The organism is Arthrobacter sp. 05N428_2, from assembly GCF_056397065.1.
In genome coordinates this window covers 141760-160293 of sequence record NZ_JBFTMR010000010.1, presented here as the reverse complement: position 1 = coordinate 160293, position 18534 = coordinate 141760, and the positions used below count along the sequence as shown (strand labels likewise).

17 protein-coding genes are annotated in these 18534 nt (G+C 68.1%); 5 read left to right on the top strand and 12 right to left on the bottom strand.

Translation table 11 applies throughout. The features are described 5' to 3' along the window. Nucleotides 1–61 precede the first annotated feature (61 nt). The 3 genes from AC1DGI_RS12970 to AC1DGI_RS12960 form a co-directional block, all read right to left on the bottom strand. Nucleotides 62–934 carry a universal stress protein gene (locus tag AC1DGI_RS12970; RefSeq protein ID WP_476899132.1) on the bottom strand — a complete coding sequence of 291 codons (873 nt, stop codon included), beginning with the start codon at nt 932–934 and terminating at the stop codon, nt 62–64. A 127-nt stretch (nt 935–1061) separates the two neighbouring features. Beyond that, nucleotides 1062–2417: a 4-aminobutyrate--2-oxoglutarate transaminase gene (gene gabT / locus AC1DGI_RS12965; protein ID WP_441399887.1), complete on the bottom strand. Its 1356-nt coding sequence runs from the start codon at nt 2415–2417 to the stop codon at nt 1062–1064. 40 nt (nt 2418–2457) lie between these two features. Then, nucleotides 2458–3888 carry a gamma-aminobutyraldehyde dehydrogenase gene (locus tag AC1DGI_RS12960; RefSeq protein WP_441399886.1) on the bottom strand — a complete coding sequence of 477 codons (1431 nt, stop codon included), beginning with the start codon at nt 3886–3888 and terminating at the stop codon, nt 2458–2460. Between the two features lie 159 nt (nt 3889–4047). Here AC1DGI_RS12960 and AC1DGI_RS12955 point away from each other — a divergent pair, with 159 nt between their 5' ends. The 3 genes from AC1DGI_RS12955 to AC1DGI_RS12945 all read left to right on the top strand — a co-directional run bounded on the left by AC1DGI_RS12955 (nt 4048) and on the right by AC1DGI_RS12945 (nt 7550). Continuing rightward, nucleotides 4048–5490 carry a PucR family transcriptional regulator gene (locus AC1DGI_RS12955; RefSeq protein ID WP_476899131.1) on the top strand — a complete coding sequence of 481 codons (1443 nt, stop codon included), beginning with the start codon at nt 4048–4050 and terminating at the stop codon, nt 5488–5490. Between the two features lie 105 nt (nt 5491–5595). After that, the gene (locus tag AC1DGI_RS12950; protein WP_441399884.1) at nt 5596–6870 is read left to right on the top strand and encodes an MFS transporter; all 1275 of its coding nucleotides are present in this window, start codon (nt 5596–5598) and stop codon (nt 6868–6870) included. Next, nucleotides 6867–7550: a FadR/GntR family transcriptional regulator gene (locus AC1DGI_RS12945; RefSeq protein WP_441399883.1), complete on the top strand. Its 684-nt coding sequence runs from the start codon at nt 6867–6869 to the stop codon at nt 7548–7550. Before AC1DGI_RS12950 ends, AC1DGI_RS12945 begins: the two co-directional genes overlap by 4 nt. Here the strand turns inward: AC1DGI_RS12945 and AC1DGI_RS12940 are convergent. Next, the gene (locus tag AC1DGI_RS12940) at nt 7547–8083 is read right to left on the bottom strand and encodes a hypothetical protein (RefSeq protein ID WP_476899130.1); all 537 of its coding nucleotides are present in this window, start codon (nt 8081–8083) and stop codon (nt 7547–7549) included. The two genes, AC1DGI_RS12945 and AC1DGI_RS12940, sit on opposite strands and share 4 nt — an antisense overlap. 174 nt (nt 8084–8257) lie before the next feature. Here AC1DGI_RS12940 and AC1DGI_RS12935 point away from each other — a divergent pair, with 174 nt between their 5' ends. Together AC1DGI_RS12935 and AC1DGI_RS12930 are read left to right on the top strand one after the other, a co-directional pair. Continuing rightward, a complete protein-coding gene (locus AC1DGI_RS12935; protein ID WP_476899129.1) occupies nt 8258–9115 on the top strand; it encodes a DUF1206 domain-containing protein in 858 nt (285 codons plus the stop codon). A 127-nt stretch (nt 9116–9242) separates the two neighbouring features. Continuing rightward, entirely contained in the window at nt 9243–9824 is a 582-nt protein-coding gene (locus AC1DGI_RS12930) for a hypothetical protein (RefSeq protein ID WP_476899128.1), read from the top strand. Between the two features lie 24 nt (nt 9825–9848). Here AC1DGI_RS12930 and AC1DGI_RS12925 read toward each other — a convergent pair whose 3' ends face one another. The 8 genes from AC1DGI_RS12925 to AC1DGI_RS12890 form a co-directional block, all read right to left on the bottom strand. Further along, nucleotides 9849–10838 carry a DNA topoisomerase IB gene (locus AC1DGI_RS12925; RefSeq protein WP_441399879.1) on the bottom strand — a complete coding sequence of 330 codons (990 nt, stop codon included), beginning with the start codon at nt 10836–10838 and terminating at the stop codon, nt 9849–9851. Between the two features lie 81 nt (nt 10839–10919). After that, nucleotides 10920–12386, bottom strand: a complete 1467-nt coding sequence (locus AC1DGI_RS12920) for an FAD-dependent oxidoreductase (protein ID WP_476899127.1) — start codon at nt 12384–12386, stop codon at nt 10920–10922. A 106-nt stretch (nt 12387–12492) separates the two neighbouring features. Continuing rightward, nucleotides 12493–13770: a uroporphyrinogen-III C-methyltransferase gene (gene cobA, locus AC1DGI_RS12915; RefSeq protein WP_476899126.1), complete on the bottom strand. Its 1278-nt coding sequence runs from the start codon at nt 13768–13770 to the stop codon at nt 12493–12495. A gap of 263 nt (nt 13771–14033) precedes the next feature. Beyond that, nucleotides 14034–14330: a putative quinol monooxygenase gene (locus AC1DGI_RS12910; protein ID WP_441402819.1), complete on the bottom strand. Its 297-nt coding sequence runs from the start codon at nt 14328–14330 to the stop codon at nt 14034–14036. Between the two features lie 93 nt (nt 14331–14423). Continuing rightward, the gene (locus AC1DGI_RS12905; RefSeq protein WP_476899125.1) at nt 14424–15362 is read right to left on the bottom strand and encodes an ABC transporter permease; all 939 of its coding nucleotides are present in this window, start codon (nt 15360–15362) and stop codon (nt 14424–14426) included. Next, nucleotides 15352–16077 (bottom strand): ABC transporter ATP-binding protein, encoded by a 726-nt coding sequence (locus tag AC1DGI_RS12900; protein WP_476899124.1) that lies wholly within the window; start codon nt 16075–16077, stop codon nt 15352–15354. Before AC1DGI_RS12900 ends, AC1DGI_RS12905 begins: the two co-directional genes overlap by 11 nt. A gap of 62 nt (nt 16078–16139) precedes the next feature. Continuing rightward, entirely contained in the window at nt 16140–17285 is a 1146-nt protein-coding gene (locus tag AC1DGI_RS12895; protein WP_476899123.1) for an ABC transporter substrate-binding protein, read from the bottom strand. A 220-nt stretch (nt 17286–17505) separates the two neighbouring features. Then, the gene (locus AC1DGI_RS12890) at nt 17506–18513 is read right to left on the bottom strand and encodes a GTP pyrophosphokinase (protein ID WP_441403378.1); all 1008 of its coding nucleotides are present in this window, start codon (nt 18511–18513) and stop codon (nt 17506–17508) included. Nucleotides 18514–18534 lie beyond the last annotated feature (21 nt).

Sequence of the window (18534 nt, the reverse complement as noted above, 5' to 3'; positions counted from 1 at the left end):
GCTCGGTCGCGCGGCCCGCGGCGGCGCCCCGCGGCGCGCGGCCCGCGGCGGCGCCCCGCGCTCAGTCCTCCGGGTCGCTGTCGATGCGCACGTAGTCCCGCGGCACCACCACCATGGGAACCGGCAGGGCGCGGAGCACCTTGTTGGCCGTACTCCCGAGGAAGAGCTTGTTCTTTTCCGCCAGCCGCGACGAGCCGACGATCATGACTTCCCCGTCGTTCCACTCGAGGTCATCGATGGCCTCCTCGATGGTCCGGCCGTGTGCCACCTCGACGCTGACGTGGTGTCCTTCGGGCAGGCGGCCGGCCGCGGCCTTGAGCACCGTGTTTGCGTGGATGTGCGCGGCATTGATGTTTTCGCCGCTGGCGCCCTCGGCGTCCAATTCGACCAGCGACACCAGCCGCAGCGGCACGCCGCGGCGTTCGGCGGCTCCGATCGCGACGTCGATTGCTGCTTCCGCTCCGGTGCGCTGCCCGACGGCGAGGGTCAGCCCGCTGACCGGTTCGGTCCGCCGGTAGCCGCGGGGCGCCAGGGCCACCGGCACCGGGGAGGCGTGCAGGAGCGCGTTGGCCACGCTGCCGACGCTGTAGCGCTTGAACAGCCCGTTGCGTGCCGCGCCCACCACGATCAGGCCGGCGCGGTATTCCTTCGCCGCGTCGATCAGGCCCCCGGCGAAGGAGTCCCCCTGGCGCACGTGGAACCTGGCTACGAGGCCCTCGGGAACCAGGGCAAGGCCCTGCCGTTCCGCGGTCAGCACGGACTGCTCCGCCACGCTGACGCGGTTTCCCTGCGGGTTGAGCGCGACGTATGGGGTCTTCCGGTCCACCACGTGGACCAGGTCCAGGTGGGCCCCCTGGGCGCGGGCCAGGGCCGAAGCCAGGGCGACGGCATCAGCGCCGCGGTCGTCGGGTGTGTAGCCAACTACGTATCGCATCGATGAACCCCTCATTGGGTCTGGGCAGAATCCAGCTTGGCTCCGGGGGCCCGGGCGACGTCGGCCGGCCTGCGTTCCTGCAGTGGTAGGAACGACTCTAGCCCAGCGACCCCCGGAATAGCGCCGTTTAGGCGTTGGCGCGGATAGCCGCGGCCAGCACCTCGAGTCCGTCCAGCAGCAGCTCGTCGGTGATGACCAGCGGCGGGAGCAGCCGGATTACGTTGCCGTACGTGCCGCAGGTGAGGATGATGACGCCCTCCTTGAGGCAGGCCGCGGCGACTGCCTTGGTCAGCTCCGGGTTCGGTTCCTTGGAACCGGCCTGGACCAGTTCGACGGCGAGCATGGCGCCGCGGCCGCGGACGTCACCGATCACGGGCTGTGCGCTGGCGAGTTCGCGCAGCGTGCCGAGGGCGAGTTCCTCGATATGGCGGGCCCGGGCGTTGAGGTCGTACTGTTCCATCGATCCGATCGCGGCCAGTGCCGCGGCGCAGGCCACCGGGTTGCCGCCGTAGGTGCCGCCGAGGCCGCCGGGGTGCACGGCGTCGAGCAGTTCGGCGCGGCCGGTGATTGCGGAGAGCGGCATGCCGCCGGCGATTCCCTTGGCCATGGTGATGATGTCCGGGATGACGCCCTCGTGGTTCACGGCGAACCATTCGCCGGTGCGGCAGAAGCCGGACTGGACCTCGTCGGCGATGAAGACGATGCCCTTCTCCTTCGCCCACGCCGCGAGCGCCGGCAGGAAGCCCTCGGCCGGGACAATGAAGCCGCCCTCGCCCTGGATGGGTTCGATGATGATCGCGGCAACCTGCTCACCGCCGATCTGCTTTTCGATCATGGTGATGGCGCGCTGGGCGGCCTCGGCGCCGGTGATCGCCGGGTTTTCCTCGCGGAACGGGTAGCTCATCGGCATCCGGTAGACCTCGGGCGCGAACGGACCAAAGTTGGTCTTGTACGGCATCGCCTTGGCGGTCAGGGCCATGGTGAGGTTGGTGCGGCCGTGGTAGGCGTGGTCGAAGGCGACGACGGCGTCCCGGCCGGTGGCCAGGCGCGCCACCTTGACGGCGTTTTCGACGGCTTCGGCGCCGGAGTTGAACAACACGGTGCGCTTCTCGTGGTCGCCCGGGGTGAGGCGGTTCAGCTGCTCGGCGACGGCCACATAGCCTTCGTAGGGCGTGACCATGAAGCAGGTGTGGGTGAAGTGCTCCACGGCTTCCTTCACAGCACCGACGACGGCGGGGTCCGAGGCACCCACGCTGGTGACGGCGATGCCGGCGCCGAGGTCGATGAAGGAGTTCCCGTCGACGTCCTGGATGATGCCGCCGTCGGCGTCGGCGACGTAGACCGGGACGCTGGAGGCGACACCGGACGCGACGACGGCCTTGCGGCGCTCGGTCAGTGCAAGAGACTTGGGGCCCGGGAAGTCGGCCTGGACGCGGCGCTTCTGCTCCAGCCGGAAGATGATGTCGTTTGCTGTGGTGGTCATGGAAGGGCCTTTCTAGGTGTGGAGGGGGACAGAGCCTGCGTTATGCGTCGAGTGCGGACATGACGTGCTTGATGCGGGTGTAATCCTCGACGCCGTACATCGAGAGATCCTTGCCGTAGCCGGACTGTTTGAAGCCTCCGTGCGGCATCTCGGCGGTCAGCAGGATGTGGGTGTTGATCCAGACCGCACCGAAATCGAGGTCGCGGCTGACCCGCATGGCCGTGCCGTGGTCAGTGGTCCAGACGCTGGAGGCGAGGGCGTAGTCGACGTCGTTGGCCAGTTCGATGGCCTCGGCCTCGGTGCTGAACTTCTGCACCGTGATGACGGGGCCGAAGGTTTCCTTCTGCACGATGTCATCGGTCTGCTTGGCGCCGGTGACAATGGTGGGCTCGAAGAAGAATCCCTTTTCCCCCGCGCGGTGGCCGCCGGTCTCGATCCTGCAGTTCGCCGGCAGGTGCTCGACGACGGAGGTGACTGCATTGAAGTGGTTGACGTTGTTCAGCGGGCCGAAGTAATTGTCTTCGTCGTTCTGCGAGCCCGTGTGCAGGGTCTTGGTGTGCTCCACCATGGCGGCAACGACGTCGTCGTGGACCTCGTCCTGGACCAGCACGCGGGTGATCGCGGTGCAGTCCTGGCCGGCGTTGAAGAAGGCGAATTCGGCGATGGCAGCGGCGCTCTTTTTGATGTCGGCGTCCTTGAAAACGATCGCGGGGGCCTTCCCGCCGAGTTCCAGGTGGGCGCGTTTGAGTCCCTTTGCGGCCCCGGAGGCGACGGCGATGCCTGCCCGCACGGAGCCGGTGATGGAGACCAGGCCGGGGACCTTGTGCTCCACCATAAGGGCGCCGGTCTCGCCGGTGCCGAGGACGACGTTGAGGACGCCGGCCGGGAAGATCGCTCCGGCGAGGCGGGCCAGGACGAGGGTGGATTCCGGGGTGGTGTCCGAGGGCTTGAGCACGACGGTGTTGCCTGCGGCGAGGGCGGGCCCGATCTTCCAGATCGCCATCAGGAACGGGTAGTTCCAGGGTGCAACCTGCGCGACGACGCCGATCGGTTCCCGCCGGACGTAGGAGGTGTGGCCCTCGAAGTATTCCCCGGCGGACTTGCCCTCCATGATGCGGGCGGCACCGGCGAAGAAGCGCAGCTGGTCCGCTCCCGCGGCGACTTCCTCGGAGGCGATCAGGGACCGGACCTGGCCGGTGTTCCGGTGCTGGGCCTCGACCAGTTCGTCGCTGTTGGCCTCGACGGCGTCCGCGAGCTTGAGCAGCATCAGCTGGCGCTGGCCGGGAGTCACGTGCTTCCAGTCGGCGAAAGCGTCCTTGGCGGCCGTCATGGCGGCGTCGACGTCGGCCTGGACCGAGATTGGCGACTTCGCCACGACGTCGCCGGTGGCGGGGTTGATGATGTCCAGCAATGCGGTGCCGGCGGGGGTGACGAACTCCCCGTTGATGAAGTTCTGCAAGGTTTGAACCACGGTGTACAACCTCTTTCGAGCTGGCCTGGCGATGGCAGGGATGGGGGATCTGCGGCTGCTCCGAGCCTATGCCAGCCCTGCACGACTGGGAATAGGCAGCTGCACACCGTAAACACGGAAGTTTAGTGCGGTTGACCAGCACCCGGTTATCCTGATTCCATGGCAATTTCCCTCGCGGCCCTGCTTGGGGTCCCGTCCCTGCGGCTGACAAAAACCGGCGTCGCGGAGACCACCTGGCACTCGGATATCCGCTGGGTTGCGGTCACCGAGCAGGAGGACCCGCAGCGCTTCCTCAATGGCGGGGAACTGGTCCTGACAACCGGTATGCGGCTCAAGACGGCCCCCGATCAGCGCCGATTTGTCCGCCAGGTCCAGCGCGCCGGAGCCGTGGGCATCGGTTTCGGCGTCGGTCTCACGCACGATGCGGTGCCCCCGGCGTTGGTCGCCGAGGCCAACCGCTGGGGCCTTCCGGTGGTGTCGGTGCCTTACGAAACCCCGTTCATCGCGATCGGCAAGCTCGTGGCCGATGCCCAGTCCGCGGACCACTACGCCAAGCTGGAGCGCCTGATCGCCGGGCACCAGGTCCTGGCCCGGGCTCTGTTGACCGGCGGGGGCCTGGCCGAACTGCTCAAGCACTTGGGCTCCATGCTGCGCACCGACATAGTGCTTACGCAGTTCACTGCGCAGCTCTACAACAGCGCCACCGGCAGCCCCTCCCCCACGGCGGACGGCTGGGCCTCGTACCCGGTCCCGACCGGCCGCCGCGATGCCTGCACGCTGTGGATCCGGCACCCGTTCGAAGACTCGGGGATAGTCGGCTACGCGCAGAACCTGATCAGCGTCGAGCTCAACAACATGGTCAAGCAGCGGCAGTCACAGCGGGCACTGGCCGGGCAGGTCCTCGAGGACGTCATCCATGGCACCCTGGAGCCCACCGAGGCCACCCGGCGGCTCGCCGGCATCGGCGTCAACAGCACCCGCAAAAACGTGGTCCTGCTGGCGGAATCGGCCGCCCACGCCGCCCAGTTGGCGAGTTCCTCGCTGCCGCAGCCGCTGAGGACGGCGGTGACCGCCGTCGTCGGCCGGGACCTGGTGGCGGTGGTGCACGACGACGGCAGCGGCGCCGCCGCCCTGGCCCGGGGCCTCAGCGACCACCTCGCCGAGGCCGGAATCCACGCCACGATCGGCATCGGCGGGGCGTACACAAAGCCGAATGGACTGCGCTGGAGCTACTTCGAGGCCCGCGATGCGGCGAGCCACGGTCTGCCGGTCAACGAGCCGGAACGGCTGAGCCTGACCTCGCTGCTGCTCGCCAGCGAGGACGTTCCGCTGGCGGACATGGCAAACGAGTCACTGAACCCGTTGCGCCAGTTCGACGCCGCGCATGGCGCCGGCCTGATGGCCACACTGGAGAGCTACCTGGGCAACAACGGCTCGGTCGCTGCCGTCGCCGAGGAGCTCACGCTGCACCGGAATACCGTCCGCTACCGGCTGGCGCAGATCACCGAACTGACCGGATACGACGCGGCGCAAACCGCGGACCGGGTGCAGCTGTGGCTGGCGCTGGCCGTGCAGCGGCTCGGCGCCCGCCACCCCCGCTGACACAGCACACCGACTGTCCGCGCGCTGCGTGCCGGGCGTTGTCTCTTTCGGAGATCTTCGCCACCGCAGTTTGGGTTCCAAACATCAAACGTCTAACCTTTGGAGATGGCCAGCAGCACGGCGCTTCCCGCCCTTCCCCAGACAGCCCCACCCGGCACCGGCCGCCCGCGCGGCGTAATCGTGGCGGGCGTCGTGGCGATCGTGCTGATCGGCCTCAACCTGCGCGCCGGCATCAGCGGGGCCTCCGCGCTGTTCCACGACCTGCAGCAGGTTCTTGGGTACGGGCCGTTTGTCGCTGCCATCGTTCCATCGATTCCCACGCTCTGCTTCGCCGTTGCCGGGGCCGCCACGTCCTGGCTGACCAGACGCCTCGGCGTGGAAAAGGCGATCCTGCTCTCCCTTGTCATGCTCGCCGGCGGCCTGCTGCTCCGCGGCGTGCCCTCGACCGGGATGCTGGTGGCGGGCACTGTGGTCGGGATGTCCGGGCTGGCCGTGTGCAACGTCGCCATGCCGTCCTTCATCCGCGAGTATTTCGCCGACCGGACCTCCCTCATGACGGGCCTTTACACGATGACCATGACCAGCGGAGCCACCGTCATTTCCGTCTTGATCGTTCCGATGGCACAGCAGCTCGGTTCGCCCTCCGCCGGACTGGGGGCGATCGGCATTCTGGCTCTCACCGCTTGCCTGGGCTTTTTGCCGATAGCGCTGCACGCGCACCGTCACGCGCCCGCGCGGAAGGCCACGCATGTCTCACCATGGCCGCTGCTGCGGACCCGCACGGGGATCATGATCACCGCCGGCTTCACCCTGCAGGCCCTCCTCGCCTACTCCGTGCTGAGCTGGTTTCCGTACATGCTGGCCACGGAGGGGGTCAGTGCCTCCCAAAGCGGGCTGATGTTCGGGCTGATGCAGCTCGTTTCGGTCCCGGCCGGAATGACGCTCATCGCGATCGGAGCCCGCCCCCGGATGTTGCGCCCTGCTTTTTACCTGGCCTCCGCGGCCACTTTGCTGGGCGTCGGCGGCATGCTGCTGCTGCCGGCCGGGATGGCACCCTTGACCGCGGTCCTCCTCGGCGTCGGACTGGGCATCTTCCCGCTGATCATGGTGATGATCAGCCGGGCCGGCCGGAACACCGCTGAGACCACCGCCCTGTCCACCGTCGCCCAGTCGGCGGGGTACCTGCTGGCGACCATCGGACCGTTCGGCATGGGTCTGCTGCACGGCGCCACAGGCAGCTGGACCCTGCCGCTGGTCCTGCTGCTGGCCGTGGCGGCGGGCCAGGTTGTCGTGGGGCACCTGCTGACGGTCCGGATAACCAAGCCGCGGGCCGCCGGCGGCCGGCCCGTGGGGCCGCCGCTGGGAGGGGTGCAGCGATGACGTTGACCCCTTCACCCCGGCCTCCCCTGGTGGAGGAGATCACCGCCAAACTCCGCGACTCCATCCACTCGGGCGAGTGGCAGCTGCAACAGCGCATTCCCGCCGAACCGGAACTAATGGCGGCACTGGGCGTCTCCCGTGGCACCTTGCGGGAGGCCATCAAGGCCCTGGCGCACAGCGGCATGCTGGAGGTCCGCCGCGGGGATGGCACCTACGTCCGCGCCACCAGCGAAATCTCTGGCGCCGCGCAGCGCATGTACCGTGACCACTCCCAGATGCACATTTTGGAGGTGCGCGTGGGGCTGGACACCCAGGCCGCCCGGCTCGCGGCCCGCCACGCCTCGGACGACGACGTCGCGGCGCTGCGGGAACTGCTCGAAGTCCGCCGCCGCACGTGGCTGGCAGGGGACTTCGCCGGCTGGGCGCAGGCTGACTGGAACTTCCATGTCATGGTCGCGCAGGCCTCAGGCAACCCGCTCCTGCACGAGCTGTACGTCAGCTTCGGCGGAGTGTTTCACAGCGACCTGCTCCGCCAGCAGCGCCGGGGCGGCTTCGATGGCCTTCCACACCCAGGCCACGGCGGGCTGGTGGACGCCATCGCTGCCCGCGACGCGGACGCCGCGGTCGAAAGCGTCCACCGCAACCTGAACTCCTGTGCGGAATGGATCGGGCGGGTCTAACGAGCGAGACCCTTGAAGACGTTCTTGGGCCGCTGCATTTCGCCGTGCTTGGCGCCCAGGACGATCACCCAACCGGCGAACATCGGGATGGTCCACTGCAGGATTTTCAACTGCTGCTGGGCGGACTGGAGCTCCTGCGAGGCACCGTGCCTGGGCTCGGTGGCTCCGGCAGCGCCCTCGTCGGCGAGCTTGTCCACCTTTGCGCCCTGCAGGCCCGCATAAAGTGTCACGGCCGCGCCGGCCAGGGTGACAACGGACTTGTAGATGCTCAGCCGGGTCACGCCGTCCTGCTTGGCCATCCGGTCCTTGTTCTCCCAGATGATGGCCAGGCCGGAGAGAAGGTGCGCGCCGAAGGCCGCCGTTTGGTACGGGGCCCACTTCTTCCAGCCGAGGCTGGAGAGCCGGGTCCGCTCGGCGGGATCTTTGGCCTCCGCCGTCGCACCGTTCAGCCCGATCGCGCCCATCAGCGAACCGCCGAACCACGCGCCCGCGGTCAAGTCGTGAATGGATCGGGCAACAAGATTTCCTGCCATGGTGAGCGTCCTATCGTGAGTTTGCGAATACGGAACGGCACAGCCCCACAGGGAGTCCGCACCCGGATATAGTAAGCACACTTAGCAACAGGATGGTAGCCCTGCTTTACGGGGGCCTCGTCCTGAAGGGGCCGCCCGGCATGCGGGTAGGCTCGTGGGCATGGAAGGACACCGTTGAGCGGAAACCCATCCGGCGGACGTGCGGGGGCGGCCCCTGAGACCATCCTCGGCGAGGCCGCCGATGCCGCGGAAGCCGCGTCCAACAGCAAGCCGCTCGACGTCGCCGCGCGTTGGGGATTCGCCGTGATGGCCCTGCTCCACGTCGTGATCGGGGCCATCGTCGTCGCACTGGTGCTGGGCGCACCGGGCAAGGCCGAGCCCACCGGTGCGATCGAGCAGCTCGCTGCCAACCCCTGGGGCCCGGCGGTGATGTGGTCGGGCTGCATCGGCTGCGCCGGGCTCGCGCTCTGGCAGCTGAGCGAGGCGACCTTGCGGGCCCGCCACCTGCCACGCAGCGAAGGGCTGGGCAAGCTGGTTTCCTCCGGCTTCCTGGCGGTTGCCTACGGCGGCGTCGGGTACACCTTCGGCAGCTTCGCCGTCGGGGTCCGCAGCGATTCGAGCGACTCCACCGCCGCGTTCAGCCGGTCACTGATGGACCGGCCGCTCGGCGCCCCGCTGTTGACCGCCTTGGGGCTGACAGTCGCCGGGATTGGCGTCTACTTCGTGGTGAAGGGACTGGGCAAGAAGTTCAAGGAGGAACTGCGGCACTTCGAGGGAACGCACCGCGGCCACCTCGTCAGCGCCCTGGGCGTGGCCGGCCATGTGGCCAAGGGGCTCGCACTGGTCCTCACCGGCTTGCTGTTCGTGGTGGCCGCGGCCACCAACGATCCCGGTTCGTCCACCGGGCTGGACGGCAGCCTCAAGGCGCTGCTGCACCACCCGTTTGGTCCGTACCTGCTTCTGCCCATCGGCGCAGGCTTCATCGCGTACGGCGTCTTCGCCCTGATCCGCGCGCGGTTCGGGCGGATGTAGCGCCGCCGTCGGTCCTTGTTGTCGAGCGGTCCGGGCGATATCGTGTGAGCTAGCTTCCGAACCGCGTTTCCTGCCTTTCAGGTAGATCAGTTCGACCCCCGGCGGGCGGGTTCTTCAAGGTAAGGCCATGAGCTACGTCCCAGTCAGCAGGCGCACAGTCCGGCGCCACCGCGAATCCGAACGGGCCACGAGGCGCCTGGTGATCGGTCTGTCCGCCGCGGCAGCGGTGGCTTGGCTCCTCTCGGTCACGATGTCCACCGCGGTCCACGTCGGCGGCACCCCGTACAACATTGCGGTTGTCCTGCATGTCCTCTCCCTCGTCGCAGCGTTCGGCGCCATTATCCTGGTCGACTGGCACGGATTCCTGTGGCTCATCGGCCGCCGCAAACTGGCAGAAATCATCAGGCTCGACGGCGCCGCCACCCCGCTGATCTGGGGCGGCCTCCTCGGGATGCTGGCCACCGGGGCCTTCCTCAGCCCGCATTTGTACAACCCGATGACGGACGTGAAGCTGGCCGCGGTTCTGGCGCTGAGCCTGAACGGCATCATGCTGATCCCGCTCATGCGCCGGCTCGCCCACCTGCCGCCGGATTCTTCGTTCGGGGCCCTCAGCGTCGGGCAGCGGACCCATCTGCTGTTGAGCCTGACCATCTCACAGGCGTGCTGGTGGACGGCGATCATCATCGGCTTCATCAATGCCGAGTTCTGAACCTTCCGCCTGCGGCCGCTCCGGCTACCCCAGCGGGACGACCGCGCCTTCCTGGTAGAGCAGCGCCCGGATCTCCGATTCGGCCGAGTCCAGCCGCTTCGGGTCGATTGTCTCCCCCGCCGCGAAGTGGTCCAGCAGCCGCGGATCCACGTAACTCTTGCGGGCGATCGACGGCGTGTTCCCCAGCACCGCCGCAGCGTCCACCATCGCGCGGCTCACCGCGCGCTTCCGGGCCGAGACCTTCGGCTGCGGCCCGCTCCGGGCCAGGCTCACGGCTGCCGCCACCGTCCCGCGCAGAGTGCGGAAATCCTTGGCGGTGAAGTCCCCGCCGGTGCGTTCTTTCACGTAGTCGTTAATCTCGGCGCTCGTGACCGGGTGCCAGCTGCGGCCGTTCTTGTAGGCGAGCAGGCGGGCGTTTCCACCGCGGCGCTTGAGTGAGCGGACGACGGCGGCGAGGTCGGCGTCGTCAATCCTGGAGTCCCAGGTCTTGCCGCTCTTGGCCGGGAAGCTGAGCCGGAGCTCGTCCTTGCGCACCTTCACGTGGGCGCAGAGCAGGGTGGCCAGGCCGTGGCTGCCGTTCTCGTTGGTGTACCGCTCGGAGCCGACGCGCAGCGAGCCGCTGTCCAGCATCCTGAAGGCGGCCGCCAGCACGCGCTCCCGGGTGAGCCCATCCGAGCGCAGGTCCATGGTTACCAGCCGGCGCGCGGCGGCCAGGGTTTCCGCGAGCTGAAGGGAACGGTCAAACTTCACCCGGTCCTTCCGCTCCCGCCAGCCCGGGTGGTAAATGTACTGGCGCCGGCCGACGGCGTCGAGCCCGGTGGCCTGGATGTGCCCGTTCTCGTAAGGCGCGATCCAGACGTCGGTCCACGCCGGCGGGATGCCGATGCCCTCCAGCCGGTCCCGGATCGGCCCGGGCGGCACGGTGGACCCGTCCAGGTCCTTGTAGCTGAACCCGGTCCCGGCGGGGACCCGGCGGTAACCGCGGCCGGACGCGTTGCTGTGGCGAAGCCTCATCGGCCGGTCCCTGGGTGTCTGGTGTCCATGACGGTAAGCCTACTGACTACGGATCATGGAAACACCGAACAACGCGGGGGCTCAGACCTCCGCGGCCACCCCGCCGCGGGAGATTTCCACCATGTCCTCGCGCGGGACAACCTTGATCCGTTCGCGCTGGACAGCGACGCCGTGCGACTCCCTTGCCGTGCTCGCCTTCTCGCCGAGCGATCGTTCGTGCGCGTCCAGGGCCAGCCAGCCCTCCCAGCTGGTGAACTTCACGCCGCGGTTCTCTAGCAGCTCGACGATCACCTCGGGGGCGGGTGCCGCTGCCGGCGGCAGAGCCTGACGGTCCTCCAGCAGGTAGGTCACGGTCTCCAGGGCGTCACCCTTGGTATGGCCGATCAGGCCGACGGGGCCGCGCTTGATCCAGCCGGTGGCGTAGAGGCCGGGCAGGTGGGCGCCGGAGGCATCCAGGACGCGGCCGCCGTCGTTCGGGACGACGCCCTTGCTGTGGTCGAACTCGACCTCGGGCAGGGCAGAGCCGAAGTAGCCGATGGCACGGTAAACGGCCTGGACCGGGTAGTCGACGAACTCGCCGGTGCCGCGGGCGTTCCCGTCGCCGTCCAGTTCGTTGCGCTCGAACTTGATGCCCGCGACCTTGCTGGGGTGGGCGGCGTCGTCGTAAATCTCGACCGGGCTGTGCAGGAAGTGCAGGTGCAGGCGGCGGGACGCCGTGAGCTCGGAGAGATCCTCGGGCTGCTCGGCGATCCAGTTGGTGAGCGTGCCCACCATCGTCTTGGTCTGGTTGTTGCTCTGGATCTGGCGGTCCGATTCGGCGTCGAACTCGAAGTCCTCGGGGTAGAGGACGATGTCGACGTCCTTGGAGTGCGACAGTTCGCGCAGTTCCAGCGGCGTGAACTTCACTTGGGCCGGGCCGCGGCGGCCGAAGACGTGGACGTCGGTGACCGGGGAATTCTTCAGGGCCCGGTAGACGTTGTCCGGAATCTCGGAGACGAGGAGGTCGTCGGCGTGCTTGGAGAGCATCCGGGCGACGTCGAGGGCGACGTTGCCGTTGCCGATCACCGCGACCTCTTTGGCCTCCAGCGGCCAGTCACGGGAAACGTCAGGGTGGCCGTCGTACCAGGAGACGAAGTCGGCGCCGCCGTAGGAGCCCTCGAGCTCGACGCCGGGGATGTTCAGGTCGGCGTCCTTGATGGCGCCGGTGGCAAAGATGACGGCGTCGTAGTGGGTGCGGAGGTCCGCGAGGGTGAGGTCGGTGCCGTAGTCCACGTTGCCGAAGAAGCGGATGTCGCCGCGGTCCAGGACCTTGTGCAGGGCGTTGACGATGCCTTTGATGCGGGGGTGGTCCGGGGCCACGCCGTAGCGGATCAGGCCGTAGGGCGCCGGGTAGCGGTCGAACAGGTCGATGCTGACGGTCAGTTCGCCGCTCTTGACGGCCTCGCTCTTGGTCAGGATGTCCGCGGCGTAGACGCCGGCGGGGCCGGATCCGACGACGGCGACGCGCAGCGGACGGGCGGCGGTTCCTACGGGGGTGTTCGTTGACACGGCTGTGTTCCTTTGGTTCGTTCCGTCCCAACTGACTCGCATTTGTTGTCGTTATGAGGGCTCAAAACGACAACAACTGCGAGCTAGTTGGGTAGTGCGGGTGAAACTAACGGGCGGCGACGCGCGGGGCGTTCGGGGAGGTGGTGCTGTAGTCCGCGGTCTTGAAGTGCGACGGCGCGAACGGGCTGACGCGGACCACGTCGCCGATCACGATCACGGCAGGATTCGCGACGCCTGCGGCCTCCGCCTGGTCCGCGATGGTCCCGAGCGTACCGATGGTCACCCGCTGGTTCGGCAGGTATCCATTCTCTACGATGCCAACAGGCGTCCCGGCTGGCAAACCGGCGCGTCCCAGCGAGGCCGCGGATTCGCGGAGTTGGCCCACGCCCATGAGCAGGATCACGGTATGGTCGGCGCGGGCCGGGACCTCGGATAGCTCTTCGTGCCCGGTGACCACGCTGAAGCCCTTGGCCAGGCCGCGGTGCGTGACCGGGATCCCGGCGGCGGCCGGGACGGAGATCGCCGACGTCACGCCGGGCACCACTTCGACCTCGATGCCGTTTTGCCGGCAGAACTCGGCTTCCTCGCCGCCGCGGCCGAGGACGTACGGGTCGCCGCCCTTGAGGCGGACCACGCGATGGCCGGCCAGTGCTTCCTCCACCAGGATCCGGTTGATCCCCTCCTGCGGCACGGGGTGGTGGCCTGGGGTTTTGCCCACCTCGATCACCCGGACATCGGCGGCCAGCTCGCCCAGCAGTTCACGCGGGCCGAGCCGGTCCGCGACGACGACGTCGGCTTGGCCCAGGAGCCGCCGACCGCGGACGGTGATGAGCCCGACAGCGCCGGGCCCGCCGCCCACGAGCGCCACGGAACCGGTCCCGGCGGGTGCCCCCGGGCCCGACACTCGGTGCCGGCGCAGCGGAAGGTCCCCGGTCTCCAGTGCGGTGGCGACGGCGTCGCGCAGGGCCATGGCGCGGCGCGGGTCTCCCCCGGCGTTGACGGCGATCTTGACGTCGTCCACGACGGCGACGGCGGGCGTCCAGGCGGCGGAGGCTTCGTGGTCGGAGGCGTTGACGCACCAGATGCGCTGCGCCTCGGCGTCGGCGGCGACCTGCGCGTCGACAGCAAAGTCACCGGTGGCGGTCTGGACGAACCAAACGCCGTCGACGTCGGTGCTGCGGTATTCGCGGGGCTGCCAGGCGAGGAGCCCGGCGCCGGCCAGTCCGTTCAGCGCAGGGCAGGCAAACGGGGCCACGACCGTGACGCGGGCGCCGGCGTCGAGCAGCCCCTTGGCGCGTCGTGCGGCAACGGGTCCACCGCCGACCACCAGCACGGGGCGGCCGAGCAGGCGCAGCGCCGTGGGATAAATGTCCTGAATTGCCATGCATCGACGATAGGGCTGCGTCCGAACGAGGAACAGCGTCGCGGAAACACCGGTTCACGCAGGGTAACGGGACGTAACTTTGGACCCGCCGCCCGGCACGCCAGCTGCCGCCTGCCCGCCGCCCCGGGGGAACTTTGACGGCTGCGGCATCCGCACCGGCCTCAAACGACGGCGTGTCCGTGTCGAAGCCGCCCCGGACGGCAGCCATCCACACCTCACCCCCGACTCCCGACTCCTTAAAGGCCCGCCGCCGGCAGGGCCGGCTACTTCACCGCAATGACTTCCACGAGTTTGATGTCGGGGTCCGTGGCGAGCAGCGCGGGGCCGTGTTCGCCCAGGGCCGCGGGGATGGCTCCGTTGAGGTGTGCCTGGCGGTCTTCCTCGGTGTCGAAAGTGTCGAAAATGCCGAAGGTGTTCGCGCTGACCCGGAACGCATACCAGGTCCGGGTGCCCGGTTCGCTGAGGACGATTTCGCGGCCGCCGTTGAGGAAGTCCCAGACGTCCTGTTCCTTTCCCGCTTTGGCTTCGACCAATGCCAGCACTCCGAATTTTGGTGCCACGGCTGTCTCCTTGGATTGGGACGGATGGGCCGCGTACCGGCCCATTGCCGTGAGTGTAGGCCTGCGGCTGACCCGTGGGAAGGAGCCGGGGAATTAGCGGGTGCTGCCGGCGAGGAGACCGCGGCGGCGCAGCAGTCGCTTTTCGACCGGGGCGAAAACGAGCAATTCGACCAGAATGCCGACGGCGAGGATCAGCAGGATGGCGGCCAGCACGATCGTCATGTCGGCGAGGTCGCGGCCCTGGTTGAGCATCGAACCCAGGCCGAAGCCGATGCTGCCGCCCACCGTAATGATTTCCGCGGCCATCAGGGACCGCCAGGAAAAGGCCCAGCCCTGTTTGAGACCGCTCAGGTAACCGGGCAGCGCGGCCGGGAGAACGATCTGCAGCGCCATTTGCAAGCGGGATGCGCCCAGGACGGTGCCTAAGCGGCGGTACTGCGGCGGGATCTGGTCGACGCCGGAGATCAACCCGTTGACGATCGAGGGGATGGCACCCATCAGCACAACGAAGTACACGGTCGCGTCGGTCAGGCCGAACCAGATGATGGCGGCTGGCACCCACGCCACAGACGGCAGGACCTGCAGCCCGGAAATCAGCGGCCCGAAGGCCCTCCGAAGCGGGGCAACCTGGGCCAGCAGCAGGCCTACCGGCGTCGCGATGACCACGCTGATCAGGAAGCCCGCGAAGCCGCGCTGCAGTGAGGTCCAGACGGCCTCCTGCAGCTTGGCCTCGCTCCAGAGGGTGCCGAGCTGGCCGATGACATCCAGCGGGCCGGGCACCAGGTCACGGCGTTTGATGCCCAACGAGACGTAGACCTGCCACGCGATGATGAGGATGGCGAGTGCGGCCACGGGCAGGAGGATTCGGCTCCAGTCGATCCGGGCCCCGCGGGCGGCGTCGGATTGGAGCGAATCAAGTCCGGCTTCCAGTTGCCGCAGATCCTCGGCCCCGGTGGAGGACCGGGTCAGGGCTGCATGCACCTTGCGGCTCTCGGCAGGCGCATCCGCCACATGGAGTTGGTTATTGGGCATGACGGCGGATCTCCTCGCGTAGCCGGGCGGTGATGACTCCGGTCAGCTGTCCGGCCAGGCCGGCGTCGGTGCGGTGTTCCTCGGAGACGTGCCATTCCTGCACCACGCGACCGGGCCGGGAGGAGAGCAGCAGTACGCGCTGGCCCAGCCGGACGGCTTCCCGGACGTTATGGGTGACAAAGACGATGGTGCGGCCGGTTTCCTTCCAGATCCGTTCCAGCTCGTCGTGCAGGAGGTCACGGGTAATCGCATCGAGCGCCGCGAACGGCTCGTCCATCAGCAGCAACTGCCGGTCCTGTGCCAGCGACCGGGCCAGGGCCACCCTCTGGCGCATGCCGCCGGACAGCTCGTGCGGGCGCTTGTCCCCGGCCCCGCCCAGGTGCACCAGCTCCAGCAGCTCTTCGGCCTGCCCCCGGCGTTCAGTCTTGCCGACGCCCCGCAGCTTGAGGGCAAGCTCCACGTTTTCCCTGGCGGTGAGCCAGGGGAACAGGGCCGCGTCCTGGAACATGAAGGCGGCACCGTCGCTGGGCACCTCCAGGGCGCCCGACGTCGGTGCCTCGAGTCCGGCGATAATGTTCAGCAGGGTGGACTTGCCGCAGCCGGACGCACCGAGCAGGGCGACGAATTCGCCCCGCTCGATGCTGGCGTTGACGCCGTCCAGCACCGGGGCGCCGTCGTCGAAGCGCTTGCCCAGGTTTTCCAGTACAACTGGCATGGTTACGTCCTTAGTGATGGTGGCAGCCGGAGTGGTGGTGGCGGCCGGGCGGCGGGACCCGGCTAGTCCTTGCCCAGTCCTTGCGCCGAGGTCTTCTTCGCCGCCACCGAGTTCAGGGCGGTCAAGTCGAAGATGCCGGTGATGTCCGCCTGTTTGGTGGTGCCGGCGTCGACGCCGTCCTGCAGCAGTTTTTGGTATGTCCCGGCGAGCGGGTCGACGGTGAAGGTGATGTTCTTGAGCGAGCGCTCGACGACGTCGGCGGGCAGCGCGGCGCCGCCGGATTCCTTCAGCGCGGCGTTGAGGACACTGGCTTTCTCGGCAGCCGGGGCGGCGGTGAGCCAGTTCACGGATTCGACGTGTCCCTTCAGGAGCGCCTTCACCGTTTCAGGGTGCTCGGCGGCGAATCTCTTGTTGACGATCAGAACGGTGGTGACGAACTCGCCCTTGTCCCACAGGTCCTTCTCGTCGACCAGGACCTTCGCTCCGGCCTGGAGCACCAGGCGGGAGGCCCACGGCTCCGGCAGCCATGCCCCGTCCAGCTTGCCGTCTTGGAACAGCTTCAGGGTCTGGGCGTTCTCGGTGGGATCGATCGTGACGTCACCGCCGCCGCCCGGGGAGGTCTTGTAGCCCTGTTTGCCGAGCCAGGCCCGCAGGGCCACATCCTGGGTGCCCCCGAGCTGCGGCGTCGCGAGCTTCTTCCCCTTCAGATCCGCCGACGTGATGTCCGGCCGCACTACGAGCTGCGCGCCGCCGGAGGCCGCCCCGGCGATGATGCTGATGGATTCGCCCTTGCTCTTGACATAGGAGTTGATGGCCGGGTTGGGGCCGATATAGGTGGCGTCGATTGCACCGGCGTTCAGCGCCTCGATCGCCGCCGGTCCGGCGTTGAACACCTGGGTGCTGAGCTTGGTCTGGCCGAGATCCTTGGCGATAAACCCTTTATTGACGCCGACAAGGGCGGGGCCGTGGGTGATGTTGCCGAAGTAGCCGAGCTTCAGTTCGGCTGCCGCGGTGGTGCCGCTGGCCGGCGCTGCCGCGGCGTCGTTGTTGCCGGACACCGTCGAGGCGACGGCGGCGCCGGCGCCGATCAGCAGGGCCAGTCCGACGGCGACGCTGATTTCGACGGTGCGCTTGCGCTTCGGCTTCGCCGTTTCGCCGGCAACGATCCGGGTCGTGCCGGGGGTGGGGTCTTCGGGGGTGGATGACATGGACGGATCCTGTTCGTGGGCGGTGCGGGTGGGCCGGGCGGGTGGTCAGCGCCGGCGACATCGCCCCTGGTGTGCCCTGCTGGAAGGCTTGGTGAACAGTTCCGGAGTAGTCATGGATTCACCCTAGGGAGGGTGGCTAACCCGGTTCAATGGTCCGGAAACCCGGGGTCACGCGAGTTCATGCAGCGTCATATGCGGGGCCGACGCGGGGCTGAACAGCTCAGTCCTGCATGCGCTCCAGCCGGTATGTCAGCTTCGCTTCCCGTTTGGGGTCGCCGCCCAGGGACCTGGTGCGCGCAATGTAGTCAACGCCCCACGTCTCCAACAGGAAGTCGTCGGCAATCCGGACGTGGCCGGGAGGAAAGTTGTAGTCCATCCGCTTGGCCACGCCGGACCAGTCGGCGCCGCCGAAGAGCTCTTCGGCGTCGGCCACGGTCCGCACGCCGTTGGCCGCCAGCACGTCCCCCAGCCAGCCGTACTGCCAGGCCTGGCTCCTGGGGTGTTCGGGCAGCAGCCGCGCGAGCATGTCGTGGAGGATGTCGCCCGTGAGCTCGGTGGCCGGGCTCGCCGCGAACTCGGCCGTACTTTCGGCCTGGCGGCGTTTGACGATGTCGTTGATCGCGGAGAACTGGGCGTCGGCGAGTTCAATCAAGGTCGACGCCATGGTGAACGCGCGGTCCACCTCCGCGTTGGCCTCCGCAAGGCCCTTGTAGCGGATGTCATGCTCGAAGGCTGCCCACGCATGCTGCAGCACGGTGCGGATCTGGACTTCGAAGCGCACTCCAATGAACGGTTGGCAGCCGATGGGAACGTTCTCGGCGGGGACCTCCAGAATGAGGTGCCGCCCTGCGTAGCCGATCTGGCCGTTCCGCCTTTGGGAGCTGGTCTTGTCGTCATCCTCGCTGCAGTTGAATTGCCCCTTCAGGGCTGTTGCAACGTCCGCGATGTCGGGTTCCAGGAACATGATGACCCGGACCCCGATGAGGTCATCGAGCTGCTCGAGGCCGCGCGCATATTTGAATTTGCCGTCAGCAGTGAGCCTTTCCAGTTTGTCCCTGACCGAGTCGAGCTCCTTGACCCGGGCCTGCACAGTGTGGTGGTTGAGGCCGTCGTCGCGGAGCCGGGCGCGGATGGCGTCCCCGATGGCTTCTGAAGCCGCATTTAGCCGGGGTAGCAGCGCACGGAATTGCTCCAAGGAGCTGACGACGACGGAATCATGATCTTCCACCCGGTCCCCCTTACAACACCG